This window comes from Candidatus Hamiltonella defensa 5AT (Acyrthosiphon pisum) (assembly GCF_000021705.1).
GTDB lineage: Bacteria > Pseudomonadota > Gammaproteobacteria > Enterobacterales > Enterobacteriaceae > Hamiltonella > Hamiltonella defendens.
In genome coordinates this window covers 1,326,239-1,351,905 of record NC_012751.1, presented here as the reverse complement: position 1 = coordinate 1,351,905, position 25,667 = coordinate 1,326,239, and the positions used below count along the sequence as shown (strand labels likewise).

Annotated in this window: 29 protein-coding genes and 2 pseudogenes; 21 read left to right on the top strand and 10 right to left on the bottom strand. The window is 40.0% G+C overall.

The window, feature by feature from the left end; all coding sequences use genetic code 11:
* Positions 1–48: 48 nt before the first annotated feature.
* The 4 genes and pseudogenes from HDEF_RS06650 to HDEF_RS06635 all read right to left on the bottom strand — a co-directional run bounded on the left by HDEF_RS06650 (position 49) and on the right by HDEF_RS06635 (position 6,392).
* Positions 49–985 (bottom strand): annotated as a pseudogene (locus HDEF_RS06650) (Rpn family recombination-promoting nuclease/putative transposase).
* Positions 986–1,404: 419 nt separating this feature from the next.
* The gene (locus HDEF_RS06645) at positions 1,405–4,641 is read right to left on the bottom strand and encodes a metallopeptidase (protein ID WP_015873873.1); all 3,237 of its coding nucleotides are present in this window, start codon (positions 4,639–4,641) and stop codon (positions 1,405–1,407) included.
* 567 nt (positions 4,642–5,208) lie between these two features.
* On the bottom strand, positions 5,209–6,144 hold the full coding sequence (locus HDEF_RS06640; RefSeq protein ID WP_015873870.1) for an Rpn family recombination-promoting nuclease/putative transposase: 936 nt from the start codon (positions 6,142–6,144) through the stop codon (positions 5,209–5,211).
* Positions 6,141–6,392, bottom strand: coding sequence for a hypothetical protein (locus HDEF_RS06635; RefSeq protein WP_015873869.1), 252 nt, complete (start codon positions 6,390–6,392; stop codon positions 6,141–6,143). The genes HDEF_RS06640 and HDEF_RS06635 overlap by 4 nt, the downstream gene beginning before the upstream one ends.
* A gap of 110 nt (positions 6,393–6,502) precedes the next feature.
* On the opposite strand from HDEF_RS06635, the gene HDEF_RS06630 reads away from it, so the two are divergent.
* Together HDEF_RS06630 and HDEF_RS06625 are read left to right on the top strand one after the other, a co-directional pair.
* Positions 6,503–6,772 (top strand): hypothetical protein, encoded by a 270-nt coding sequence (locus HDEF_RS06630; protein WP_044612348.1) that lies wholly within the window; start codon positions 6,503–6,505, stop codon positions 6,770–6,772.
* Between the two features lie 506 nt (positions 6,773–7,278).
* Positions 7,279–10,125: an autotransporter outer membrane beta-barrel domain-containing protein gene (locus tag HDEF_RS06625; protein ID WP_044612347.1), complete on the top strand. Its 2,847-nt coding sequence runs from the start codon at positions 7,279–7,281 to the stop codon at positions 10,123–10,125.
* 100 nt (positions 10,126–10,225) lie between these two features.
* Here the strand turns inward: HDEF_RS06625 and HDEF_RS11640 are convergent.
* Positions 10,226–10,534 (bottom strand): annotated as a pseudogene (locus tag HDEF_RS11640) (class 1 fructose-bisphosphatase); the annotation flags it as partial.
* 481 nt (positions 10,535–11,015) lie between these two features.
* Here HDEF_RS11640 and HDEF_RS06615 point away from each other — a divergent pair.
* Positions 11,016–12,518: a hypothetical protein gene (locus HDEF_RS06615; RefSeq protein WP_015873794.1), complete on the top strand. Its 1,503-nt coding sequence runs from the start codon at positions 11,016–11,018 to the stop codon at positions 12,516–12,518.
* 682 nt (positions 12,519–13,200) lie between these two features.
* Positions 13,201–13,446, top strand: a complete 246-nt coding sequence (locus HDEF_RS13280; protein ID WP_320408658.1) for a helix-turn-helix transcriptional regulator — start codon at positions 13,201–13,203, stop codon at positions 13,444–13,446.
* On the opposite strand, the gene HDEF_RS13910 is transcribed toward HDEF_RS13280, so the two are convergent.
* Positions 13,390–13,608 (bottom strand): hypothetical protein, encoded by a 219-nt coding sequence (locus HDEF_RS13910; protein WP_193432930.1) that lies wholly within the window; start codon positions 13,606–13,608, stop codon positions 13,390–13,392. The two genes, HDEF_RS13280 and HDEF_RS13910, sit on opposite strands and share 57 nt — an antisense overlap.
* 86 nt (positions 13,609–13,694) lie before the next feature.
* Here HDEF_RS13910 and HDEF_RS13275 point away from each other — a divergent pair, with 86 nt between their 5' ends.
* Together HDEF_RS13275 and HDEF_RS13270 are read left to right on the top strand one after the other, a co-directional pair.
* Positions 13,695–14,069 carry a cupin domain-containing protein gene (locus HDEF_RS13275; protein WP_234809369.1) on the top strand — a complete coding sequence of 125 codons (375 nt, stop codon included), beginning with the start codon at positions 13,695–13,697 and terminating at the stop codon, positions 14,067–14,069.
* Between the two features lie 28 nt (positions 14,070–14,097).
* Positions 14,098–14,799 carry a winged helix domain-containing protein gene (locus tag HDEF_RS13270; RefSeq protein WP_234809368.1) on the top strand — a complete coding sequence of 234 codons (702 nt, stop codon included), beginning with the start codon at positions 14,098–14,100 and terminating at the stop codon, positions 14,797–14,799.
* A gap of 143 nt (positions 14,800–14,942) precedes the next feature.
* Here HDEF_RS13270 and HDEF_RS06605 read toward each other — a convergent pair whose 3' ends face one another.
* Positions 14,943–16,214 (bottom strand): purine-cytosine permease family protein, encoded by a 1,272-nt coding sequence (locus tag HDEF_RS06605; protein WP_015873863.1) that lies wholly within the window; start codon positions 16,212–16,214, stop codon positions 14,943–14,945.
* A gap of 47 nt (positions 16,215–16,261) precedes the next feature.
* Here HDEF_RS06605 and HDEF_RS06600 point away from each other — a divergent pair, with 47 nt between their 5' ends.
* From HDEF_RS06600 to HDEF_RS06545, 13 genes are all read left to right on the top strand, one after another.
* Complete coding sequence (locus HDEF_RS06600) at positions 16,262–16,474, top strand: nitrilase-related carbon-nitrogen hydrolase (RefSeq protein WP_015873862.1); 213 nt, start codon at positions 16,262–16,264, stop codon at positions 16,472–16,474.
* 54 nt (positions 16,475–16,528) lie between these two features.
* Positions 16,529–16,906: an IS630 transposase-related protein gene (locus HDEF_RS06595; protein WP_012737971.1), complete on the top strand. Its 378-nt coding sequence runs from the start codon at positions 16,529–16,531 to the stop codon at positions 16,904–16,906.
* Positions 16,818–17,351, top strand: coding sequence for an IS630 family transposase (locus HDEF_RS06590; protein WP_086934965.1), 534 nt, complete (start codon positions 16,818–16,820; stop codon positions 17,349–17,351). The genes HDEF_RS06595 and HDEF_RS06590 overlap by 89 nt, the downstream gene beginning before the upstream one ends.
* Positions 17,352–17,502: 151 nt before the next feature.
* Positions 17,503–17,694 (top strand): phage holin family protein, encoded by a 192-nt coding sequence (locus HDEF_RS11630; RefSeq protein WP_015873861.1) that lies wholly within the window; start codon positions 17,503–17,505, stop codon positions 17,692–17,694.
* Positions 17,687–18,184, top strand: a complete 498-nt coding sequence (locus HDEF_RS06585; protein ID WP_015873860.1) for a lysozyme — start codon at positions 17,687–17,689, stop codon at positions 18,182–18,184. The genes HDEF_RS11630 and HDEF_RS06585 overlap by 8 nt, the downstream gene beginning before the upstream one ends.
* 174 nt (positions 18,185–18,358) lie before the next feature.
* On the top strand, positions 18,359–18,886 hold the full coding sequence (locus tag HDEF_RS06580; protein WP_015873859.1) for a phage antirepressor N-terminal domain-containing protein: 528 nt from the start codon (positions 18,359–18,361) through the stop codon (positions 18,884–18,886).
* 21 nt (positions 18,887–18,907) lie between these two features.
* Positions 18,908–19,114, top strand: coding sequence for a hypothetical protein (locus tag HDEF_RS06575; protein ID WP_015873858.1), 207 nt, complete (start codon positions 18,908–18,910; stop codon positions 19,112–19,114).
* A 13-nt stretch (positions 19,115–19,127) separates the two neighbouring features.
* The gene (locus HDEF_RS12570) at positions 19,128–19,304 is read left to right on the top strand and encodes a hypothetical protein (RefSeq protein WP_171770477.1); all 177 of its coding nucleotides are present in this window, start codon (positions 19,128–19,130) and stop codon (positions 19,302–19,304) included.
* Between the two features lie 161 nt (positions 19,305–19,465).
* Positions 19,466–20,176: a KilA-N domain-containing protein gene (locus HDEF_RS06570; RefSeq protein ID WP_015873857.1), complete on the top strand. Its 711-nt coding sequence runs from the start codon at positions 19,466–19,468 to the stop codon at positions 20,174–20,176.
* Positions 20,173–20,673: a lysis protein gene (locus tag HDEF_RS06565; RefSeq protein WP_234809367.1), complete on the top strand. Its 501-nt coding sequence runs from the start codon at positions 20,173–20,175 to the stop codon at positions 20,671–20,673. The genes HDEF_RS06570 and HDEF_RS06565 overlap by 4 nt, the downstream gene beginning before the upstream one ends.
* The gene (locus tag HDEF_RS06560; RefSeq protein ID WP_015873855.1) at positions 20,660–20,989 is read left to right on the top strand and encodes a hypothetical protein; all 330 of its coding nucleotides are present in this window, start codon (positions 20,660–20,662) and stop codon (positions 20,987–20,989) included. The genes HDEF_RS06565 and HDEF_RS06560 overlap by 14 nt, the downstream gene beginning before the upstream one ends.
* A gap of 2 nt (positions 20,990–20,991) precedes the next feature.
* Positions 20,992–21,294: a DUF551 domain-containing protein gene (locus HDEF_RS06555; protein ID WP_044612345.1), complete on the top strand. Its 303-nt coding sequence runs from the start codon at positions 20,992–20,994 to the stop codon at positions 21,292–21,294.
* A gap of 326 nt (positions 21,295–21,620) precedes the next feature.
* Entirely contained in the window at positions 21,621–21,989 is a 369-nt protein-coding gene (locus tag HDEF_RS06545) for an HNH endonuclease (protein ID WP_015873852.1), read from the top strand.
* Between the two features lie 211 nt (positions 21,990–22,200).
* Here the strand turns inward: HDEF_RS06545 and HDEF_RS13800 are convergent, their stop codons facing one another.
* Genes HDEF_RS13800 through HDEF_RS06530 form a run of 3 tightly spaced genes read right to left on the bottom strand, consistent with a single transcriptional unit; the run spans position 22,201 to position 23,218 of the window.
* A complete protein-coding gene (locus HDEF_RS13800; protein ID WP_015873850.1) occupies positions 22,201–22,650 on the bottom strand; it encodes an ECs1072 family phage-associated protein in 450 nt (149 codons plus the stop codon).
* A gap of 42 nt (positions 22,651–22,692) precedes the next feature.
* Positions 22,693–22,974 carry a type II toxin-antitoxin system YafQ family toxin gene (locus tag HDEF_RS06535; RefSeq protein ID WP_015873849.1) on the bottom strand — a complete coding sequence of 94 codons (282 nt, stop codon included), beginning with the start codon at positions 22,972–22,974 and terminating at the stop codon, positions 22,693–22,695.
* Positions 22,961–23,218 (bottom strand): type II toxin-antitoxin system RelB/DinJ family antitoxin, encoded by a 258-nt coding sequence (locus tag HDEF_RS06530; RefSeq protein ID WP_015873848.1) that lies wholly within the window; start codon positions 23,216–23,218, stop codon positions 22,961–22,963. The genes HDEF_RS06535 and HDEF_RS06530 overlap by 14 nt, the downstream gene beginning before the upstream one ends.
* A gap of 214 nt (positions 23,219–23,432) precedes the next feature.
* Here HDEF_RS06530 and HDEF_RS06525 point away from each other — a divergent pair, with 214 nt between their 5' ends.
* Entirely contained in the window at positions 23,433–23,909 is a 477-nt protein-coding gene (locus tag HDEF_RS06525; RefSeq protein WP_015873847.1) for a phage terminase small subunit P27 family, read from the top strand.
* Positions 23,909–25,666 carry a terminase large subunit gene (locus tag HDEF_RS06520; protein WP_015873846.1) on the top strand — a complete coding sequence of 586 codons (1,758 nt, stop codon included), beginning with the start codon at positions 23,909–23,911 and terminating at the stop codon, positions 25,664–25,666. The genes HDEF_RS06525 and HDEF_RS06520 overlap by 1 nt, the downstream gene beginning before the upstream one ends.
* Position 25,667 lies beyond the last annotated feature (1 nt).

Here is a 25,667-nt window from a genome sequence, read left to right as displayed (position 1 = left end):
AAAATACTCTTGATAAGTACAAACTAAAACAACAGAAAAACCCTTCAATTAGGGTGAATCTTGAAACAGGCTTTTCATTTCAGTCTCACTCAGACCCGTTATTTGCCTCACAGATTGTCTCTCCATACCACTTTCCAGAAGTTGACGCGCTATCTTTAGCGAAGCCTTTTTTTTTCCCTTCTTGCATGCCTTCTTGCATGCCTTCTTGAATGCCTTTTTGAATTCCTATCTCTTCAATTTGTTGAGCCATCGTCATCAGTGCCCCCTCATGTTTCTCTGATTGTTTCGCTATCTCGGTGATAAAATGCATCGGGTTTGTCGCGTTCCCCTCTTGAATCAGATAATTCATCATCGTCATAACTTGGTTATCCGTATACTCATTATACGATAAAATGGCCACAATTTCATTGAGTAACTCGCTCATATCCCGGTGGCGAATGTGCTTCTGCACTAATTCTAACAACGCAATCCGACGATGCTGCAAAATCTCCCCATCGTCTAGTGTCGTCACATCCGCCAGTCTGAAAGGCTGGGTATAAATACGCTCCGATAATCCCCCGTCTTCAAAACAATCCAACCAATGGGTACTGTGGGGATAGGGACTTTTCTTACCCATATAAAATAAAACTGGAAAGACTAATGGCAGCGTTTTATTCCCCGCGTCGAGATGCTTTTGCATCGCCGCCATGCTATACCGCATTAATCGCCACGCACTCAGTTTATCTGGCGTGGATTGCGATTCAATGAGCACGTAAAGGTATCCTTTCCCCTTTTTCGTCTTTAATGAATACAGAATATCATTCTGATACGCCTTCATGTCTTCATCGATAAAAGACCCCGACTTCACTTTCATCGTCGTGAAATCACACAACGCTTTAATCTCATCAGGGAGCCATATCTCAAAAAAGTCTTGCGCCGTCTCTTTTTCATGGAGAAATTGGCGAAAAACGGCGTCATGGGGGGTCGGGGTAAATTTTTTAGTCATCTTTAATACTTAATCAATTTCAGGTGAGATCTGAGCTTATCACAAAATAGCCCGACAGACTTATTCAAGGCCTTCATGCTTAATGTCACACCTCACACTCAACAAAAATAAAAATAAGTATTTTCTACTCTTTTTTACTATAGTATAAAAAATAGCTCACCCTTCAAATAATGAGGAGAAATATCATGTCTCTGTCTATTCAAATCAATCCCCTATTCAATACATCTCTGCGACATAAAAACATAAACCCCTTCATTAAAACCTTCACAAAGGAAAAGCCTAACACTATTCAAATAGAGCATTTTCTTGAAATCCATACCCCAAAAATAAACGAGTTAACCCGTCGCAATGAGGTATCTGATACCGAATCCGATTTAAAAAAGTTTTTTTTACCCCTTTATTTTTTAAAAATGATTCCTTCATGCACCAATAACGCCGAGGAGAGTTGAAATAACTAAGCTAGGTAGAATATAGTTTTCTGTAATATGTGTTACATCATTATCTGTATTAAATTGATTCATCTCCTGTGTTAACAACAACCCAGACTTATTTTGATGCACCTCATCTTGTTGAAACCGTGCAGAAACTTCAGGCAATGAACTATCCTCAGATGAAGAAGCCACAGGTGATGAATGAACTTTATCAGATGAACCTTCACCATCATGGTTTTCTTTGAGTTGTGGTTCTGCGGCGGGTTCTAACCAAGCTTGAAATCCTTGATTTACTTTTTCTTTTTCTGATTCACTTGCAAGAAGAGAATCAATAACACCTTTAGTCAGGCTATCAGAATTTTCCGGCGCGCTTTTCGCTGTTAGTAATGTCTTGATAAAATTCGGATGCTTTTCTTGCAGATAAGCAATAACGGCCAGTGACTCAAATGATTTACTTTGATTCGAGTGGAACTCTTGCATAATTTTTGTATCTGTTGGGTTATTAAAAAAATCATCCTTAATAATTTTTGTCAAGTTTAAGCTTGAATATTCAGAATTTAAATTCTTATACAGCTGAGAAATCATGCTATGATATTCATGAATATTAATGTTAAATTTATTGAACAGCTTTATATAATAATTTAAGGATGCCGTGAAAATAGACTTACTATCTATATCAGAAGTAATATAAAGACTCAAAGTATCATTAAATGCATCTGTTATAAGCTTGTCATCAGGTTTATCGAAATTGACATACATATTACTAATAACATTACTTTCTAACGAGGTCTCTGAATAATATTCTGAGAGAGGATTCGTATCTTTTGATTTCAAAAACCGAGAATAATCGTCATTGTTTTTTTGAAAAAGAAATAATCTAAAAATGAGTGGCTGAGCACCGTTATCATCTTTAATGAAGTTGAATTTTTGATTAAAAATACCGAAAGTCTTTTTTAACTCAGCCTGAATGTTTGTATATAAAAGTTCTGTTTCGGAGAAAACCTCAATACTGAATGATTTACCATCCATCTCAAATGAGATCGTTTTTTTAATAGGAAGGTTAGGGAGCATATCTCTTGAATGTGTTTCAACCCAATCTTTAAAATGGGTCGAATATGGTTCTTCTTCAGAAAATTTTTTTATTATTTCAAAAAATTCTTTCTGACGACCTTCCTTATTTTTCTCACTTTGCGATGTATCATATAATGATTTATCTATAACGCTCGGAAACTTATCCTCAAAATAAGCAATAACAGCAGGCCCGACTGTATAAGGATCTAAGTTATTGTCTTCCAAAAACTGATCACTTAAAAGGTTTTTTAATGTTAAATTATTTTTATAATCTGCCTTATTAAGATGTCTTTTTAATTGACTGGCAAAATCAATCGCGTTTTTACCTTTTGATAGTTCAGGAATATACTCCGCTATGCCCTCGCTAAAAACTTTAGGCAAAACACCAGATAAATTATTGTAATTAACCAAGGCGTGAACAAATTCATGTTTTATAGTATCATTTAACGAGTCCTTATCACTATCAAGCCAGATATAAATATGATTATAAAGTGATGATCCTAAGATAGTACTTTCCTTATTCTTATTTAGATAAGATAAGAAACTTTCTCTCTTTGCAAAAAAATGTAATGTAAAAATCGCTTTATTCTTATTGATTCCATCAAGCGAATTATTTTTCATCAAACCAAATGCTTCATTAAAAGTAATTAAAGCATTTTTTAATGCCTCTTCAATCTCTTTTTGAGTCAGACCAGACATTTTTTCTTCGTCTGAAAAAACTTTAATACTTAAAGTGAGATCGTTATTAACGTTCATCTCAATTGTGTTTTGAAAAAATACATTTTTAGATCCCCAAAAAGCACTGTTTGCTAGAATTTCAAATTCTTTCCCTGTTGGCTCAGAAATTTTATTATCATTAAATATTTCTTTAATCGCATTAATACTGAAATTAGTATTAATGCGATTATTAAGTAATATATATGTTAATAATTTAATACTGTCTGTTTTACTAATTCCTATTGAATTAAAATTTAAAAACTTATCTTGAGTTTGTTTGAAATCAAAATTTGAAAAAATTGATTCCTGATCTTTTTTATTGAGTTGCGAAAAGCTCGATTTTTTTAATTCGTCTAATTTATTTTTAATTTCAGTAAAAATGTTTTCTATTTTAGTTAAACCTTCTTGATACTCTGGATCAATTTTTTTAATCTGTTGAATATTTTCAATAAATTCATCAATATTACTCTTATTAACGTTATTTTTTATAAAAGTTTTTATATCTTTTAAAATATCATTTAAAACCCCAATACTCCTTTTGTAATTGATAAATTCCATTAAAACGATACTTAATACAGTACTGTCTTCATTTATAAGATTTTTTTCGTTTGAATCCGTCTTTGTCTCTATGATTTTAAAATTTTTTATATATTTTAAATTTTCGTCTATGCTATTTTCAGCTTTTTTTGCTATCCGAAATAATTCATCTTCTCTAAAAGTAGGAATTTTATTGTCTGTACAAAATTGATTTATTTCTTCAATAGTGAATGATTTTGCTTTCATTTGTTCAGAAATTTTTTCATATAGTTGTTCGTATTCTTCTACTGTAATCAATCTATCTATCATTTTTTGATAAATTAATTGATAAAATTTACTGGCGTTTATTTCGCTATTATGATGACTCGTATTTTCTATTGTGTCTGTTGTTTCAACCCCTTTTTTTACTACGGTTCCCTCTTTATATGAATTATTATTGCTTTTTTGAGTTTGTTTTTCTAACAAAAATTTAAATTCTTGCTCTGTTGGCGGGGTAACCATTTCATGGTGATATATCTGTTTAATACGGCTAATCGTCATGGGCTCAGAAACGAGTTTTTCAGAAATGTTTAGATATAAGGCATAATGTTGTTTTTCATTTATGCCTTTTTTGGAGAGTAAATCTTTAATTGCGTCTAAAGATAATTTTTCATTATTTTTAAGTGCTTCTATTTCTTTAAAAATTTTTGAATAAGGGCTATTATTTTGATGTGTTGTTTTAATTTTATTTAATATGTTATCTATATCAGATATATTTTTAATTGTATTATTTAAAATATATTGAGAGAGCTTACCCAAGGCTAATTGATCATTTAAAAACTGATAAAAAATGTTTGAATCTGTTATAATAAAGTTGTTTTTAAGTGAAGTTTGTATCTCTCTTTTTTGAGTCTTTCTCATGATTTATTATCTCTTTTTTAAAAAATAAAGTTTCATTCTAATCAAGAACAAAAAATTTATTTTTGATTAAAAATCAGTTTATTTGAATTTTTTTAAATTTAAAAATCATGAGTTATTAACTTACTTTAAAAATACTTAGAAGCTATCTTGAAATAATTTCACAACTGGTTGCAGGTTTTTAAAGAAATGAAATTTGTCTTTAAGTCAATGGCAGCAATTGTATCAGTTCAATCCCGGCACACTTTCTGAGCTCGCCTAGTTACGAGTATAGTTAATGTATTACGGGTATACTTAAATCAGCAGTCTTTATTGTCGGGGGCAGTTGTAGGTTGGTTTTGAGTCAATCATGATTTTCTAAAGAGGGGGAAGGGTTATCTATGGTTTTTTTTGATTGCTTCTGGCTTGATTTTATCACTCTTATTACTCATCACCTTTAATATCACCCTTTTTATGGTCAATAATAAAGCTCTTTTTGACAAAGTACACTTGCATCTCTTCTATCTGAAAAAAAGACAAATAAAAATACTCTTGATAAGTACAAACTAAAACAACAGAAAAACCCTTCAATTAGGGTGAATCTTGAAACAGGCTTTTCATTTCAGTCTCACTCAGACCCGTTATTTGCCTCACAGATTGTCTCTCCATCCCGCTCTCCAGCAAATGACGCGCTATCTTTAACGAAGCCTTTTTTTCCCCTTCTTGCATGCCTTCTTGAATGCCTTCAAGTTTGCCTTTTTGAATTCCTATCTCTTCAATTTGTTGAGCCATCGTCATCAGTGCCCCCTCATGTTTCTCTGATTGTTTCGCTATCTCAGTGATAAACTGCTTCGGGTTTGTCGCGTTCCCCTCTTGAATCAGATAATTCATCATCGTCATAACTTGGTTATCCGTATACTCATTATACGATAAAATGGCCACAATTTCATTGAGTAACTCGCTCATATCTCGTCGGCGAATGTGCTTTTGGAGTAGCTCAAGTAACGCCATCCGGCGATGCTGCAGAATCTCACCATCCTCCAGTGTCGTCACATCCGCCAGTCTGAAGGGCTGGGTATAAATACGCTCCGCTAATCCCCTGTCTTCAAAGCAATTCAACCAATGGGTACTGTGGGGATAGGGACTTTTCTTACCCATATAAAATAAAACTGGAAAGACTAATGGCAGCGTTTTATTCCCCGCGTCCAGATGCTTTTGCATCGCCGCCATGCTATACCGCATTAATCGCCACGCACTCAGCTTATCCCGAGTCGATTGTGCCTCAATCAACACGTAGAGATATCCCTTTCCCTTGTCGGTACTCAATGAATAGAGAATATCGTTTTGATACCCCTTCATGCCTTCATCGACAAACGAACCCGACTCCATTTTCATCGTCGTGAAATCACATAAGGCTTTTATCTCATCTGGCAACCATATCTCAAAAAAATCTTTCGCCGCCTCTTTTTCACTTAAAAACTGCTTGAATACCGCATCATGCGGCGTAGGGGTAAATTTTTTGGTCATGATGATACTGAATCAATTGAAGGATTTTTCATCAGATTATCACAAAATCCATCACAGCCGTTAAAAGTCCCTTTTCCTCTTCTCTCCCTGTTCTCGCCTACTCTCGCCTGTTTGGCTTTCATCGCCAGGGACGATTCCAGAACGTCTAAGGTCAAATAGCCGGATTCCAGGTCCCTTCTATCCTCATGGCTGAGCTGGGCGGAGGCAAATTCCAGCGTCACCCCCACCGATTCCGCGGCCATTTGCATTAGGTACAAATCTGTAGATTAAGGTCATTCAGCCCGCTTTGATTGAACTTCAACATCTTAGAATTGCGGCCACATCCTTTATGTATGTGACACAGTATCCCAAGAGGAGAATGCCCCATTCACAAAAGATATCTGCCTCTACATCGCACCCTCTAGAAAGGACCCACAGACAAGTCTCAGTCGAGAGATATTTCAACAGACGCCCATGTGACGACAATGAGAGTAAAAAATTACCCCTTAAAAAGAGGAGGAAGTTAAACAATGTCGTGGACGAAGAGACCCCTTCACTGAGCAGAGAGCCGGTGAGCTCACAAGCAGACACAGAGAAGAGCCGCGCATTAACCCATAAAGAAGTTGAACAGGAGGGTGAGTCCTCATGAGAATGATAAAAATAAAATAATGAAATGTAATTAAAAAATATGTAACATCATTAGGATCTATAAAACATAGGTCTTTAGTTTAGTATTAATTTATTTAGCATGGTTTTGATATTTCAGAGAGGGCAAAGAATAGATTGGTGCCGACGTATTCAGACCTTCCCACGAAAAAAGAGGGTATTGGATCAAAGCCACTAACTCTCACTTCAGAGCACTTGGATCTAACACTTTTTACGGCTTCGATATAGAAAAACTCAAATAATAACAAGTTTGTGGGGACTGGTTTAGAAAACAGTCACCCCAGTAATTTTTTTCGCCGTAAAATCAGGCCAAGGAAAGAACCCCCCATCGCAAAAAGAAGATGGAAAGAGGAGATCCCTTTGTAATGGTTATCAACATTGTTGATTCGTGTTCAGAAAAAACGCAACCAGGCAGGTGCGTGGAGTGTTGTAGCACTCCACGCCAGTCGCTTCATTTACTTTTATTACTGTCTAAAGGAAACAAAACCAATGAAAACGACCAAAACTATCTTAACAAAAATAGTTCACATTCTCATAGTGATATTCACTGGAAATACACAGGCTTCTTTTACCGAAACAGTGGCTGAAGGAACCACGGTATCTGGCGAAATTGTGGCACCGCAGGAATGGGACGGGTTGAATCACAATTATCAGATAGTGTTCGGCACGGTAACGGATACGATACTGAGGGGTGACAGCCAAAATTATTCTCCACCAAACTGGGCTCAGCAAGATGTATTCAGTGGAGGATATACAAACAATATCACTGTAGAAAATACGGGGAATCAGATCATCTTTGGGGGAACCGCAGAGAATACCGTAATAAAAGATAAGGGTATAGCGACATTAAAAAATCAAGGCATATTCAAGGACGGTAAAGTCTATAAAGGCGGTTTTTTTATTGCTCAATCCGGCACTGTAGATAACATCAACGTTTATGAGAACGGGCGATTTGATATCTCTGGTAATGATGATGGCGTAATAGTCGAGGGAGGGGAAATCACTCATGGTGCCACAGGGGTATTTATGGGGAAAGCACGAATAAATAACCTGAAAATTAGCGGTGATGTGGCTGCGGCCTCAAGAGACAATCCACATTTTTCGCATGCATATATAGGACAATTAGGGCAATTAGGGCAATTAGGGCAGCTTATATTGTCCTCAGGGAAAATAACAGAAAGCACGATTGAAGGGGGATTACTTAGTGTTGTTCAATCAGAAGCCAGTGATACAACCATGAAAGGGGGGAGCATTGAGGTAGGAGAAGGGGGCATTTTCAAAAGAACCCAGATGACAGGCGGGAGTCTGAATATCAAAGACGGGGGGCGGGCCGAAGCGACTGTTGTGAATGGCGGCGGCAGGATGTTAAATGACAGCGGCACGGATATCGGTACTGTTGTTAATAGCGGAACCTATACACTTGGAGACGCTCACTCGACCACAGCTCAATCAAATAATCTGACACTCGGCAATGAAGCGACTGCCTACATCCGCAAAGGGACAGTTAACGGAGCTAATCTAGATAATGGTCAAATGATTTTAGGATTTGAGCGTCTGTCATCAACGCTGAAAGGGGATGTGACCGTCGGCGAGCGCGGGCAACTCGATATTATCAATAACGGTAAGTTGGACACACGTGAAGCCAATCTGAATCTCTCCGGCCGTGTTAATTTGGACAATGACCCGGATCCCGGAAAGGTATCAAGATTCGGAAAGGTATCCATGAATCAGGGACATTTTTATTTTGACTATTCCGTCGATGGCGTATCATCCAAAAATGATTCCATACTTTCTGTGGAGACGCTGAATGGAACAGGAACCTTCTGGATGAATACCGATATAGCGGGACACAAAGGCAATCTTCTGCACGTCAGAGGAGAAGCCAATGGCTATTTTGGCGTCAGGGTGACTGACAGCGGTAAAAGCCCCAAAGCAGAAGATAGACTTAAAATCATCCAGACGGGAGGCGGTGAGGCTGAGTTCACCCTTACTAATCCAGGCCAGGTGGTAGACGTAGGAACGTACCAGTATCATCTGGTGCCCGATAACCACAAACGAGGCTGGTCATTGGTGTCTCATCAACCTCAACCTACCGAAAAACCGCAGCCGGAGTCAGAGTCGCCGCCAAAAACCTCTGTAATTACCTCAGCGACGGAAACCGTAGCGGCCTCAAGGCCGATATCGGGTGACACTTTGTTGCCGCAGGAGACTGAGCATCCCGTTCAACCCGGCATCTTGGTTCCGAAAGCGCCTGAGCTCAAACCAGAAGTGCCTGTGACGCCGTCTGTTTCTGAAGAAAAAGGGGCGGTTTTAACCCCGGTATCTGGAGAAACGGAGACAAAAAAAGTCCCCCCTAATCGGTTACTTTCTCCGCCAACAAATGTATCTCGCACAAATCGGGCGCCTGATATTCCCTCAATCACCCCTTCAACAGCGGCGGTTTTATCGATGTCTACAGTGGGCCCATTGATTTATCACAGTGAGATGGCCCAGATTCAGGAAAGAATGTCATCCACACGTCAGGCAAAAACTGAGTCTGCTGTATGGGTCAAAGTCATGAATGAACGCCATAACATCATTCAAAAAGCAGGAGAAGGTTACGGGTTGAAATTAAATGGGATATCGCTAGGTGCGGACCTCACCATGCGCCTGGGGCGCAGTGCTTACACAACGCAGGGCCTGTTCTTCACGCATGGTGATGCCAAACTGAATTTCAGGGGAAAAGCAATAGGCGGTGGGAACGTGAGTTCCTGGTCGGCGGGCACGTATGCGGCTTATTATCATGACTCAGGTTTCTGGCTCGATAGCATTCTGAAAGCAAACCGGTTCTCGCATGAGATTCGTGGAAAAATGACCGGTGGAGCGGATGCATTCGGGGATTTCAGCACCTTGGCGTTGGGAGCAAGTATTCGAGGAGGGAAAGATATGGTCGCAGGAGAGATGACATTCACCCCATACCTCAGTTTGAGTGGATTAAGAACAACCCGTTCGAGCCTCTCACTTTCAAACGGAATGAAGGGAGATATTTTCGCCCAGCGTTCAGTGCTTGGCAAAGTCGGTTTAAGGGCCCTCTATCAAACGAGAATCAAAGATGTTTCAGTGACCCCTTGGGTAGATGTGGGCGCTGAGCGGGAGTTCATTAAAAACAACCGGGTTCGGATTAATCAGCGTGATTCTTTTGACAACGACTTAAGTGGCATCACAGGGGTGTATTCTTTGGGTTTATCCGCAAATATAAGCCAGACATGGAATATCAGTGCGACAGCGGGATATAAAAAAGGGAAGCATGTTGAATCCCCCTGGAATGCCTCACTAGGGATGAGCTGGAAATTTTAACCATCAACTAAACTCCTCGCCGCTCAAGCAGTGAGTAGTTTAGTTTCAGAAGAAATCTCATATCCGATTGGGAATCGTTGTAAAAAATCTTTTTCTGAGACTGACCTATGGGAGTTATACGGCGATAAATTGAAAAAATACTGCCCACAGAAACATTGACATCAATATTGGACGAGCCATCTAAAGGATCCATCAGTACAACATATCTGGCTTTTTCAGCTCGTTCACCTTCAAAAATAACGATATTCTCTTCTTCAGACGCAAACCCTGCGACTTGACCACGGGCTTTCAATTCGGCTTTTAAAATATTGTTAGCATATAAATCAAGCTTCATTTGTACTTCGCCCTAAATATTATTCGCCCCGTGACTACAAAGAATATCGAGTAGGCCCGCCTTACTAATATCTCTTGGCAAAAATACTGACAAACCACTTCTATCATGACTGTCATTGATCATTTCTAGTAAGATGACAGTCATTTATCAAATTAACTCTTGTAAGGCATGGCCAAATGAAGTTCACAGCCCTGCCTGATATCCCCAAAACACTTTGATTTTTAAACACTCAATTTTTCATGCGTAGCCCTTGACTTCCTTAACTTTTCTTATTAAAAATTTCATTTCATTTAAAAAACTTAAAAGTTTTTGCTTATTTATAGTAGTTTTTACATGGATTTAGAATTTAAAATGATTTTTAATTAAAAAAGAGAAATGACTCCAGCCATCTTCTTTTTTTTCGATTATGTCGAACTCTTTTGGGTTGTTGTCATAATACGGAGTGATAGAACTAACACAACTTTTGAATAACGTGATTTCGGGTTTGAAGGATGTGATAGATACCTAATCCTTTTAAGTCAAGGAGGATGTAAATAATTATGGTAATAGTCAGATTTTGGGTAAAACAGCTTTAAATAAAAAAGAAGGGAGTAATATTATGTCTAATCTTTACCTTTCACCTCATAGAGCGATTAGAAACAAATACATTCAGAACGCGATTAAAAGCTCTTCAAAAGAAGAGGCGACTCGTATTGAGATATGGGAAAAAATTAAAGATTGGTTTTGCGGAACTAACACAATTGAAGCGCTGGGTAAACTGTATGATTTAACACACCACAATGATAAATCTGATACTGAATCGGCATTCAAAAAAGTGTCTGCTTTTTACCAGCTCAAAAAAATGGCTTGCCCTGGTCATCAAGATAAATTTTGGGCTGATATTGCCGATAACGAAGACGGAACTTATACTTTTTCTTTTTCAATTGAAGATGTGATAGATGAATTTAAAGTAGTCTATGGAAACACTGAAGATGATATTTCTGCTATCAAAAAAAGAGAACTCACCAATGATAGTGAGATTTTAGAAAAAAATACTGTTATAGGTAAAGTAAAATATGATCGCGAGCAAAATAAATTAGAAGGTATTTCTTCAGCAAATCAACGGAGAGTCGGTCTGCATTTATTGGATGAGTCAGTCAAACAAAAAATGGCGATTTATCAGGGTTTGGCACAAGAATGGACTTCATTTCAAATGAAGTGTTTCGATTATTATGCCCAACAACGTTCTTCGTTAGATTCAATTAATGGGCTTAATATGACAAGCGTAATAGGAACGGCAGATGAGTGGGTCTATCAGTTTTCTCAATCAATTAACGAAATAAGAACCCGCACACAGAAAATCCATGCAAAACAGTTTCATGATACGATTAATAATTTTAAAATTAATGCTGCTCCTAAATTACTCGAAGAAATAGATAATTATATATTAGAAAATAATAAAAAATATCCATTAGCTTATGAACATGTTAAGAAATACCCTTCTGATAAGGACATGATGAGTAATTTAAAAGTTATCAGAGAACTGGCTTTAAATTTCAAAATAACGGGCCTGATGAGTGATACTCCAGATGCCGGTTTATTCCTTGAACACCTTCGTCTTATTAAAGACGAAGTTGATATTGTATGGTCATCAATCCATAAAAATGATCCGAAACAGCAGCTTGATCAAGGAGCCTACCGAGATTGTGCTCGTGGCGTATTAAGCCAGCTTTGGAGTTTTCTATCAGCTGGTGATAAAGAAAAAATGCTTGAAAATATGGAGGGGCAATTTGGGCAACGTTTACGAGGTGTCGTTGAGCTGGCAGCAGAAGAAGTAGGTCAAAACGAAGAAGACCGAATATTGATTTCTACAATCTATAAGTACAGCTTTCTCATGGAGGACGTGGTTGTTACATTAAGAAATGATTTAGGAAAAGAAGAATTCGTGGTTGGCAATCCCGAAAACATCAAGCAATTGAGTGAACTGATAAACTCAGAAATTCAGGCATTATTACAGGTCGGAATAGACTTAAGCCATTATCCGTCGGGGGGTGTAGATAAAACGGTTTTGTCATATTAAGAAAAATTCAGCTTAACCAATCACATTATGCGGTGTTATCTTAGAGATAAAACCACAATATAATGTGGTTATAGCAATTTAAAAATCCTTAATGCGATAGAACCAAAATTATCCCCTGCAGAAAAATTTTATTTTCTGACTGCCTAAAAAATAAGCCACATCCCTTTCGGTTTATATTTTCCCATTAATGCGACACAACCGAAAAATGACATCTCTACCGATTGTGAATGAAAATGAATATTCGCACTAGTTCCTGCTGTCATTGATTTTTATCCGAGTCTTAAATTCGTTTTGGTATTCTTCGTTGGTTAATTGGTGAAGATTATCAAATCGCAACGCCACTTTACAATCCGTCGGGTATTTGAATGTTTGAAAATCTGGCCATGATATTTGCTCATACAATTTTAAAATTGTTTCGCGTTTTGAGGGTTACGAAAGAAGCGATCAAATAATTTATCTATAAGGCTCATAAATTCAGTTTTTTCCAACGAATTCGATTTTAATATTCGGTTTAGTTGTTTATCACTTATATGAGTAAAAATCCGGTTTTGACTAAAAACTGTATTAACAACAGTAGACATACTGTCTTTCTCCGATTATTTATTTTTTACTATATATTAATTATTGCAGCAATATTTAATACGTTCAAATACCAAAAATTCTTATTCAGGTATCTTAAGGTATGTTCTTAACGTTTAATCCAAATCCGCCAGAAAACGTATTTACCGAAAAGGAACTCGAGGTCATCTTCTGTGTATTACAAAATATGAGTAGCAAGCTCATTGCCCTTCATCTGGGGTTGTCACACCGTACAGTGAAAATAAATTACAGGTCATTTATCGTAAAGCAGGGGCTCACTCTTTATCTCAGTTCAGTGAGTACTGCCGTCATAAAGGTTACGATCACTATATTCCACAAAAATTCTTGAGTCCGACCAGTCAGCTACTGGATATGAGTCTGTGACAACGGCGGTTCTCCGTCTTGTTGAATTGACTGCAACAGACTCTCCCTCCTCTTTTTCTGTCGTAAAAATAATAAAAATATCAATATAATAAGAAATACCAATCAATGTTTTATTTGATATCATCATTTTAAATGAAATACGATGTCGTCAAAAAAACTTTGATGGTAGGAGTGTTTTATTCATTTTTATTATCAACAGGGAGATTGTAGTACATGCATCTCATCATCAACTGGGAAGATTTTTTACACCACCACTGGCAAAAACATCCTGTATTATTAAAAAAATCGATTTCTGATTTTATGAATCCGGTTCCGCCTGAAGCGCTGGAAAAACTGTTGACAGAAAAAAACCTCGAATACCAACTCATTCAAAGGCGTCACAGAAAATGTCAATTAGTGCATCAATCTTTTAATGGGTATGCCTCATTAGGCCAACGAAACTGGTCACTACGGGTGGAAGCGATTCACCATTGGCACAGAACCCGCCGAAGAATTCCTGTCTTTGTTTCGTGTTTTCCCCGATTGGGTCAAAGAAGAGCTGACGGTGTTTTTTTCAGTCCCCGGCGGTGGGATTGGCCCTCAGACTAAACCGTCTGATTTGTTAGTGATACAATGAATGGGACGTAGCCGATGGCGTGTATGGCATCAATTGTTATCGCTTGAGCACTATAATAAGAACGACTTTTTTGAGCCCATCATTAATGAAGAGTTGATTTCCGGGGATGTGTTGTATACCCTAAAGGAATTTCCCCATGAAGGCATTTCGTCCGAAGTGGTCATGGGTTGCTGCCTGAATTTCTGGACAGACAACTGTCTTCGCATGATAAGGAATTGGACTGAGTCGCTTTCAGATGAGCATCATCGAGGCATCGAGTATGCCCCCTCGCCCGATTTACTTCTTCGGGAAGATCCCACCGAAATTCTGCCTCAAGACATCACGGCCCTCCAAGACATGATGAGTCAATTCTTACTCCAGAAAAGAGACCATCTGGACACCTGGTTTGTTCAAAATATGTCTCAAACCGCCTATGAGTTACCGAAGGCACCGGAGACCCAGGTGTACTCCGTTTCACAAGTTCAGACCCTATTGCAACAGGGAAATCCATTGCACCGGTTAATGGGGCTACGTATGTTACACATCGGCAACCGCTATTTTGTCAACGGCGAATCGATTGACTCAGATTATGCCGCCGCGTGGAATATTCTGGCACGAAACAGGACGATTGATGGTCTCCTGCTCATAAAATTCATCAAAGATGATGATTTTTTGGCACAGTTAACTTTGCTGATTAATCAAGGGTTTTGGTATTTTCAATAAATAGAGTCTGGATTTTTATTAAATAAAGGTAGCTCCAAATTTAATTGGATTGATTATAAAACATGATAGGCTTTAAACATCTGTAGAAAGATTGGTTAAATTATTTTTTAATAAAGATTAAACTCGCTCATAGGAGTTATTTTTTATCTTACTTTTTTAAAACTAATCTTAGTTATCCAGTAAACTGCACTAGCCACTAATAAAGAATTTAACGAAGGAATTCCCCAATCAATTGTAAAACCAATACCACTACCTAGTAACCAAGAAAAAATACTCGACCAACTAATTGGAATTGTTGATTCTGGTAGCTTTCCTGTTTTTCTACTTACTTCAAGTGAGGCTCTATTTGTTTTTAAAATATAGTAATCTACCATCATGATACCTGCAATAGGTGGAAAAACGATACCAAGCAAAATAAGAAAACTAACAAATTGTTTCATTATTCCAATGGCAGAAAGTAATGTACCTATTATACCTAATAAAAGCGTAATAACTTTATAAGAATATTTATTGTTGAAAATTGTTTCGATAATATTTATTACTGCAAGCGATGAAGAATAAAGGGCGGTATCATTTACTTTTACGGCAGAAAGAATGACAGATATTAGCCCTAACCATCCTGCACTTTGGGTCATTATCGTCACAACATCAGCAGTGTTCAATGCATGCGCAACCAGTATGGCAATGCCATTGACAATAAACTCACCGATAATATAAGAAATTGTTATCATCCAAAAAACATGACGCCCATTTTTGCAATATCTTGTAATGTCAGGTGTAATTAATGCACCGACTATTGCTCCCCCTGCTACCATTGTGGCTCCTGCGCCAATCGTCATAGATTGACCTTGAGGCAAAGATAGAATGAGATCGGCCATATTATTACCCCTTAACGTATCAAAAAATATCCATGCCATCACAAGGGAAAAAATAGGTAATGTTAATTTTGCAGTCCAACTCAAACCGATAAATCCTATGACAACGAGTAGGGTAAGCAAACATCCTGATATTAATGCGGCAATTTCAAAACTGATTTTTTCGTTTAATCCATAGACAATTCCTTCAGCCAAAATAGAATTTTGTACACCAAACCAACCCAGACAACTAATAACAATTGCCATTCCAACTAGCGCTGAACCGTAACGGCCAAATCCGCACCATCTTGCTAAAAGTGAGGTCGACAATCCTTCTTTTGTACCTGCGAAGCCAACTCCAAAGCTCACTATTTGTAACAGCAGACTTCCCAAAAAAGTCGCTAACATGGCTTGGGTAAATGTCATTGAATTTCCAAGGGTTGCACCCAACATAAATTGCGCTAAAGCAGTAGTCATCCCTGTTCTAACTAGAGTTGTTGTCAGTAAGCTAACTCTTTCTGTTTGGGGTACTCGACTAAAGGTATGGTTTTTGTCGTTCATGTTGTATATCCTTTTGTACAATATAAATAAGTGAAGAGGTTATCTTAATGCTAAAGATAGCATTGTCCCAAATTAGTGCCATTTTGGGTGATAAAGAAAAGAATCTTTTTCATATTAAATCATTATGTCAAAAAGCCGCCGATAACAAGGCGGATTTTATTTGTTTTCCAGAAATGGCTACCACGGGTTATACCCCAGCTTTACTTGGCACGAAACTGTGGTCGCCGAGTGAAGCACGAGGTGGTGAAACAGACGTATAGCTAAGCGATTTAATTTTAGTTACAATATAAAGAACTAATTAGCATGAGGTCACTATGAGTTATTCAGTGGATTTTCGTCAAAAAGTCCTGAGTATTCGAGAGAAAGAAGGACTGAGCATCAGAGCAACGGCGAAGCGTTTTCACGTAGGTACAGATACTCTCAGGCGTTGGCTCAAGCGAATAGAACCGAAACCCTCGGGTCCGCGTCGAGGCAAGATGGATAAAGAGGCGTTTATCAAAGATGTGGCAGAGTATCCAGATAGCTATCAACGGGAACGGGCGGCCCGTTTCGGGGTGTGCCCCAAAGCCATCTGGCAAGCATTGAAAAGATGGGGTCTGACCTATAAAAAAAACTCTGCGTCATCCCAAGGCAAACGAAGAGGCACGACAGGGGTTCCAGGAAAAAATCGCGGGGTATCAAAAGCAGGGTAAATCTCTGGTTTATCTCGATGAGAGCGGCTTTGCTCACGATATGCCCCGCCTCTACGGATACGCTACACGAGGTCAACGCTGTTTTGGGACTCACGATTGGCAGGCTAAGGGCCGCACTAACGTCATTGGTGCCTTATTAGGGGTCACTCTCATCGCGGTGGGCCTCTTTAACTGCTCCATTAACAGCGATGTTTTTTATGCCTGGGTCACTCAGCTGCTCCTACCCGCTCTTCCTCATCCGTGCGTGATGATGATGGATAACGCTTCTTTCCACAAGCGAAAAGATATTCAACACGCCATTCTCAACGCCGGTCATTCTATTGAATATTTGCCTCCTTATTCGCCCGAGTTCAACCCTATTGAGCACACATGGGCTCAAGCTAAAAGAAAAAGAAGAGAACTTCAATGCGACATCAATACCTTGTTTTCAGAACATATTATGTAACTATTCTTATGTCGTTTAGCTATATCTGCAACTTCTTCGATAGAAAAGCAGAATATCTGCATTAATGCCATTAAGCGATGTTCTGAACGCCCTGGGTATTAAAAACACTTCCCGCTCCTCTTAAACACCTACACCTACAAGCAAAAAAATCATGAATAACATTGAAAAATACACAACGGGCACTGCCTATGGTGCCAGCGCGACGACGTTTCTATGCGGTGCGCTATCGCTTAGTGAATGGGCGCTGGTGACGGGTATTATCTGTTCAGTGCTGACCGTTGGGCTGAACTGGTATTACCGACACAAGGAATATCGTTATCGAACGAGAAATCTCAATGAATAACCAACTTAAAAAACGCCTTGTGGTTGCAACGGCAGGCGGCGTATTAGCACTTGCTGCCGTCTTGGTGCAGTGGCACGAAGGTAAACGCGATAAGCCCTATCGTGATGGCGGCGGCGTACTCACTGTCTGTCACGGTCATACCGGCAAGGACGTTACGCCAGGGGAAATTTATAGCGAAGAGGAATGCACCGCGTTGATGACGCAGGATTTTCAGGTAGCACGCTCTGCCGTTGAACGTTATGTCACTGTTCAGCTTACCGATTTGCAGAAAGCCGCCTTGACTTCATTTGTTTACAATATCGGCAGTGGGGCATTTGCCAATTCAACGCTGCTTAAAAAGTTGAACGCCGGAGATATTCAAGGCGCTTGTGACCAGATGCGCCGATGGAAATACGATGAAGGAAAGGTATCAAACGGGCTGATTAACCGCAGGGAGGTAGAACGGGAGCTTTGTTTAAATCCAAATGCACTAATCAATCCAACTCAATGAGCCTTGGTTATCGTTCAAGGTTTTTTCCATCGGTGCCACGCATGCACTAATCACCAATCACATGTCGAACCTTGTTTAGGAATGAGCCTTTGAGGAAGCAGCTGGCTAGTGCTGCCTTCGACGGGCTGACTTCCTATGCGCCAAAGGTTCATTACCTAAGTAAGGATAAGCACTATGCAAACAATCACTGTTCCTTTTCATGGCAACGCACTGTATATCGTTAACCACAACGGAGAACCGTATGCCCCGATGAAACCTATTGTTGAGGGCATGGAGATGGATTGGGCATCTCAATTTACAAAGTTAAAACAACGATTTAATACAACCATTGCGGAAATCACAATGGTTGCAGAAGACGGTAGAACACGAAAGATGCTTTGCCTTCCGCTTCGGAAACTTGCTGGTTGGCTTCAAACAATTAACCCCAACAAGGTCAAGCATGAAATCCGTGACAAAGTCGTTCAGTACCAAGAGGAGTGTGATGACGTACTCTATGAATATTGGACTAAAGGGCAAGTTGTCAATCCTCGTAAACGCAGCATCATGCAGGAACTTAATACAGCATGTGCTGAATTAAAAACTGATAAGGCGATTGCTAGCTTATTCGGTACCGGATTGAGTGAATGGAAAAATATTAAGGCAGCACATACGAAGAAGGTTAAGGGTTTAATTGAAGAAGCTCAATTGTTGTTAACTTTTTAAGGAAGCACAGTAGCGGTCATTATGAACAACATAGAATTCATTGAAAATCATGTGGTAACTGAACTTGTTAAGCAGGGTTACGAGCAATCTGTAGCCAGAATTAGTGCAGATATTGCAGTGGAACATTATCGCCGTAATGCAGCCAGCGCAAAGGGCAAGATCTTTTCAGATTGTTTACATGCGGCCAAAGTCTGGGCTGGAAGGTATCAGCCTCAAATCAAAAGATAACGAGGAGGACTCCATGTGGATATTAATCCTGGCTATGTATGCCAGTCCTTACTCATCCAGTAACGTAGCTAGCCTTCATACACAAGAGTTTGACACTGAAAATAGGTGTCAATTTGCCGCAAAAAGGTTTGAACAGGAATTTGAGACTTTTAAGGACATCAACGCCAAAGCGATTTGCGTCAAAAAATAATCAAGCAGTTTTCTTTAAACCACTCTCCGCATTATGTCCGATGCATATTAACCATGAGCCTTTTGGGATAGAGCCTTGAGGGTAGTCGGTGGCAAACATCGCGCCTACTCATGGGCTGGCTATTCTTGGACACAAGGCTCTATCACCAAAAGGAAATAGTGATGAAACATCTAACCATTATACTCAATAGTGTCAATGTTCGTGTAGATAGTGAAGGCCGATACAATCTTAATGATTTGCATAAATCAGCTGTTGCAGGTGGCAGAGCAAAAGAATCACAACGACCCGGCGAATTTCTAAAAAGCCGTCAAATCACCCGATTTGTTCAAGAATTAGCCAGTGCGACGATTGTCGCACCGGTTAGGACGATCAATGGTGGTAAAAATCCTGGCTCTTGGGGAATTGAACTCGTTGCTATCCGCTATGCGGCATGGATTGAGCCTAAATTTGAGATTCAAGTTTATAACTCTTTTGTCGAAGCTAAAAGAAAAAAGGCATTGGCGGAAATTAATCGCAATACCTCCCGCCTCGAATACAAGCCAATGACCGATGCTATTAAGCATGAACGCGAAGCACAGGGAAAGACGATAGCTCCTCATCACTTCAGCAACGAAGCCGATTTGATTAACCGTATCGCGCTTGATATGACTGCGGCCAAGTTCCGTGTCTATCACGACATCGGGAAGAAAGAATCTATCCGAGACTATCTGACACCAGAACAAATCCACTGCATTACCGAACTACAACGCGCTAACACGGTATTCATTGCTATGGGATGGGACTTTGAGCAGCGTAAATCTACGTTAATGGGGATATTCGACAAAAATCATCGCCAACCATTGATTGAAGAGCAACACAGGTTGGCAGCATGATGCGTTGGCAATTCCCTATTGTAGCTGGACTTATTGTCTCGGTACTAGGTGTAACCTTGTATTATCGGACACTGTATTACGACGCTGAGAAAGCACGAAAGATTGCTGTATCTGATAGGGAAAAACAACAGGTTGCATTTGAGCAGTTAAGCCATCAAATGCAGACCATCTCAGCGCTGGATACACAACACACCAAAGCACTTGAACATGATAAGAAACTTATTACCCAGCTTGAGCGCGATGTGGCTACTAGTCGTCGCCGGTTGCAGGTCAATGCCACCTGCCCAGCAATGCCAACCGGTAGCCCCGCCTCCAGCCTGGATGATGCAACCCGCTCCAGACCTACTGACGCCGCTCAACGAAATTATTTCACCCTCAGACGACGAATCGAAATCGCAGAAGAGCAAATAAATGGCTTGCAGGACTATGTGCAGCACGTCTGTTTAGCTGCAATATCAAAAGATTTAAAAAGGAATAAATTAAATGAAAGAAAATAATAAACCAGATTATGAAGCACTAGGCCGCTGTGTTTTTTTAAATAATGAAATTCACGCTCGTATTGCATCGCTTAGGGAGCCGGTATCACACCTGCATGAGTTGGGTTTTACCCCGCATTACCTTGATAGCAATAAACCAAAACTCAGTATTAATCAAAAAGTCATTGATGCTGTTGAGGAGCTAGCAAGAGAAACGAGAGATATCTATTCCGAGATCTATCATCTAGCCCGAGAGTATAATAAATGGGCAGCATTAGCGCGACAAGAAAGCATTACGATAAAAGTTTATTCAGATAGTTCAGAGCAAGATAAATGAGCATGGATTGGATTTGCATCAAAGATCGGATGCCGGAATTAAATAGCAAAGTGCTTATTTATAAAAAAGACAAAAATATTCAATTGGTGGGTACTTATTTAGGAAATTGCAACTTCCACTATGGAGATTGTTGCCAAGGTATTCAGAAAACTTGCAGTGCTAGCCACTGGATGCTGCTGCCTGAATCGCCAAGTGAAGATGACGATATTGAAGTTGTTAAAAATGCCAAAGATCCTTTTATGAAGGCTTTGTCTAGAATACAGAAAAGACATGCTCGCACCATTAAGATGTTGGGTAAATTATAAAGCGGAATAAGTAATTATGGCAAGATTCAGGTCAATTGACTCTTATGCAATACAGGTTTCTTTTAAAGAAAACGATACTCAAGAAGAGTATATATCAATATGTGAGCCAGTAATAAATAATGATTTCTTGAACTTTACAACAGTTGATCGAATAGAATGTTTTATACCTACTTCAAGAATAAATTATGTGAAAACTTTTCCTATAGAAAAATATAGCGAAAATGACAAGGTTCAATCAAGAAAATCGCATGCTTTCAAAATTAATCCTGAATCTCTCAACGATCTCCAGAACGAATTAAAGACATTCTTTAACCAGAATAATCAAAATGCCAAGCCGAATTCCTAGACCCTGCCGTAAACACGGTTGCGGCGGAACGACAATCGCGAGTTCCGGCTACTGCGAAACCCACCGCCACGAAGGCTGGGTTCAGCACCAACGCGGTAGAACGCGGCAGCAACAGGGCTATGGCCGTGCTTGGGAAATCCTTCGAGCTAAAATTCTTAAGCGTGATAAGTACCTTTGCCAAACGTGCCTACGACAAGGGCTCGCTACCGAAGCTAAAGCCGTTGACCATATTAAAGCAAAGGCGTTTGGCGGCACAGATGACGAGACCAATTTGCAAGCGATTTGTCATGCTTGTCATAAAGTCAAGACGGCACAGGAACGATTTAACTATCAACCGAAAAAAGGATAAATGATGGAAAAGAATAAAGAAAACGTAGAGCAAAAATTATTGCCCTACGGTAACAAACCTTTTATTTATGCTGGTAATCTTAATCTATATAATTTAGTAGCGTGGTTAGAAAATGAAGCTAAAAAATTACGTGATAGAGCATCGTCATTACACAAAATAGAAAATGACACCGAAGAATTGGTTAAAAAACTTAGCATATTCAAAGAACCCTCTAATCTGAATTTTTCAGATAGTCTTTACCTGAACCAAGAGTCCAATTTATTTTACGATTCCAATCGATGCTCTCAAAATATTGAGGCAGCTTTATCTTATTTAAAAAGTTCTGGGCTTCTACCGAAAGATTTTCTTGGTTTAGGTCTTCAAGAAGAGAAAAAACAATCTCTTCGAGAGCGAGCGCATCCAGACGATCTATAGCAATTTTGTTTTTAGTAAACAGTTTATGCTTTAATGCCTTGATGCCTGAGAGTGGCTCATAAATAGTAGCGTATTTTTTCCTATGTTCATGAATAACTATCTCAAGAATAAGATAAAGATATGAATGAACTTGAGCCTTATCATCTTGATCGGTTGTAGTCCGATTAGAATCGTTATGATACACACTACCATAATCAGCATAAATTGTTTTTTTAATAGCTTCAAAAAGCCTCGAGTAATCAGACATTGTTTTTCCTTAATTGTAAAAAGGTAAAATAGTGACCGTTGGTCAGATTCCTAGTTCAGAATGAGAACCAAGACGTATTAGACTCAGGGTGTAATCGTCTGGCTTTTCGTAAATCAAAACTAGATCGGGTTTTATGTGACAATCGCGGAAACCTTCTAATTTGCCTTTTAATGCATGGTCGAAGTACCGGGAGGCTAACTGTTCGTCTTGTGCTAGATTTGAAAGAACCGTCATCAATTCCATGTTTAGCGTTGCCCTGTACCTCCCTGTCTTTTCACGCTTCAAATCTCGTTTAAATTGGCTGGTCTGTTTAATCGTCCGCATTTAGTTCTGCCTGAATACTTTCCAGCGTAACGGCTTCCAGCTTTCCGGCGCGGGCTTCACGCATAGCTGCTATTGTCGTTTCGTTTGGCACAAGAGGTTCAAAAGGCAACGCTTTTTCACGAGCTGTACGTGTAAGCATTAGCCTAACAGCATCAGATACTGTTAAACCAATGGCCCCAAGAACAGCCGCCGCTTCCTCTTTAATCTCTGCGTCAATACGAGTTTGTACTAGATGATTAGCCATTTTAAACAGCTCCGTTTTGATTATTATTGAATTACAATGTAATTCAATAAACCTAGAATGTCAACGAGAATGATTTTATTAATAAGAGGGGGAGGTAAAATCACTATATAAACAACAGGTTAGGATCGAATGGCCTCCCTTTCTTACATCGCCGCAGGTTAGAAAACCTTTTTATGAGTATCCCTAGCCACCTGATTAATAGGAGTTCCTAATTATGTCTGGGCCACCGAAAACCCCGACTCATCTACGTTTGGTTAGGGGAAACCCATCAAAACGCCCAATCAATAAAAGCGAGCCACAACCCACAAAAGGGATTCCCCCAACACCAAAGCATTTCAACAAGCAGGAAAAATACTGGTTTAAGGTTTTGGGCGAGCGTCTCGATAGTATCGGAGTGCTCACCGTGCTTGATGCTATGGCGCTTGAATTGTTGGTGGGTGCTTATATCGAGTGGAGACGTCACCGTGACGTTATCGAGCAGGAGGGAGAGTCTTACAAAACCACCTCGGCTGATGGCAGCGTAATGATCCGTCCTCATCCGCAAGTGGCCATGATGGCTGATGCGTGGAAGCGTATTTGCAGGATGCAAGCCGAATTCGGCATGACGCCCGCGAGTCGCTCAAAAGTCAATGTTAACGAAGCAGAGACCCTAGATCCGTTCGCGGCCTTGTTAAGCAAAAGGGAGGACTGATGGCAACGGTTGCCGAAGGTATCCGCTATGCCGAGCGCGTGGTGTCTGGCGAGATACTAGCGTGTCAATACGTCCGTTTGGCCTGTCTACGCTTTCTGGATGACCTGAAAAACGGCGAAGCGCGCGGCATTTATTTCAGCCGGCCTCGCGCCCAGCATGTACTTAATTTCTATAAAGTTATCCCCCACGTCAAAGGCAACCTTGTGGGTCAGCCGATTGAACTGATGGATTGGCACATCTTTATCCTAATCAATATTTTTGGTTTCGTTATTCCATTGATTGACGAGAAAACAGGTGAAAGGGTTCTTAAGTCTGACGGCAGCGGCAAGCCTGTGATGGTACGGCGTTTTCGTACTGCCTACAACGAAGTGGCGCGAAAGAACGCCAAGTCCACGCTTTCATCGGGTATTGCCCTGTACATGACGGGGGCGGACGGCGAAGGTGGCGCAGAAGTCTATTCCGCCGCAACGACGCGAGATCAGGCCCGCATTGTATTCGATGATGCCAAGATCATGATTAAAAAAGCGCCGTTAACACTTGGACGCTTTTTTGAATTTAATAAGCTGGCTATCTATCAAGAACATTCGGCCTCTCGCTTTCAACCGCTATCCTCAGATGCTCACAGTCTCGATGGTTTAAATATTCATTGCGGAATAGTCGATGAGCTTCATGCTCACAAGACCCGTGATGTTTGGGATGTGCTGGAAACAGCAACCGGCGCACGTCTGCAATCGCTACTGTTCGGCATTACAACGGCAGGATTCAACAAGGCGGGCATTTGCTACGAGTTGCGAGATTATGCCATTAAGGTATTGCGCGGCTTTGATAGCAACGTTGCAGGGGCAATCAAAGATGACACTTTTTTTTCAATCATCTACACGCTTGACGAAAACGACGATCCGTTTGATGAAAATGTTTGGTTAAAAGCAAATCCCGGCTTGGGTACCTGTAAATACTGGGATGATTTACGCCGCTTGGCAAAAAAAGCCCAAGAGCAGGTAACTGCACGTGTCAACTTCTTCACCAAGCATATGAATAGGTGGGTGACGGCAGAATCGGCATGGATGGACATGATCAAGTGGGAGAAATGCAAATATATCGCGCCACAGCATGAATTAAATACTTATCCACTGTGGGTTGGCGTTGATCTGTCAAACAAAATTGATATTTGTGCGGCGGTTAAAGTCTGGCGGACGAATGAGGGGCATATCCACGTCGATGGCAAATTCTGGCTACCCGAAGGACGGCTAGCGCGCTGCTCACGCCAAATGGCGGAAATGTACCGTAAGTGGGCGGCACTGGATAGGCTCACGTTAACAGAGGGGGATGTTATCGACCATGCGCAAATCAAGGAAGCGCTACAAGCTTGGGTGTCAGGTGAAAGTCTGAAAGAAATTGCTTTCGACCCATGGAGTGCGACCCAGTTCAGTTTATCGCTTGCGGAAGAGGGCTTGCCGCTGGTTGAAGTACCGCAAACGGTGAAAAATTTATCCGAAGCCATGAAAGAGGTAGAAGCGCTGGTTTATAGCGGACGTTTGCACCACACACAAAACCCGTTAATGAACTGGATGATGTCGAATATCACGGTAAAAATCGATAAAAACGACAACATTTTTCCCAATAAATCAACGCCTGAAGCAAAAATAGATGGGCCGGTCGCCTTGTTTACCGCGATGAGTCGCGTATTAGTTAATGGCGGCAATAAGACGGATTTTCTCTCAACACTTGATCCTATCGAAGATCTCCTCATGCTATAGC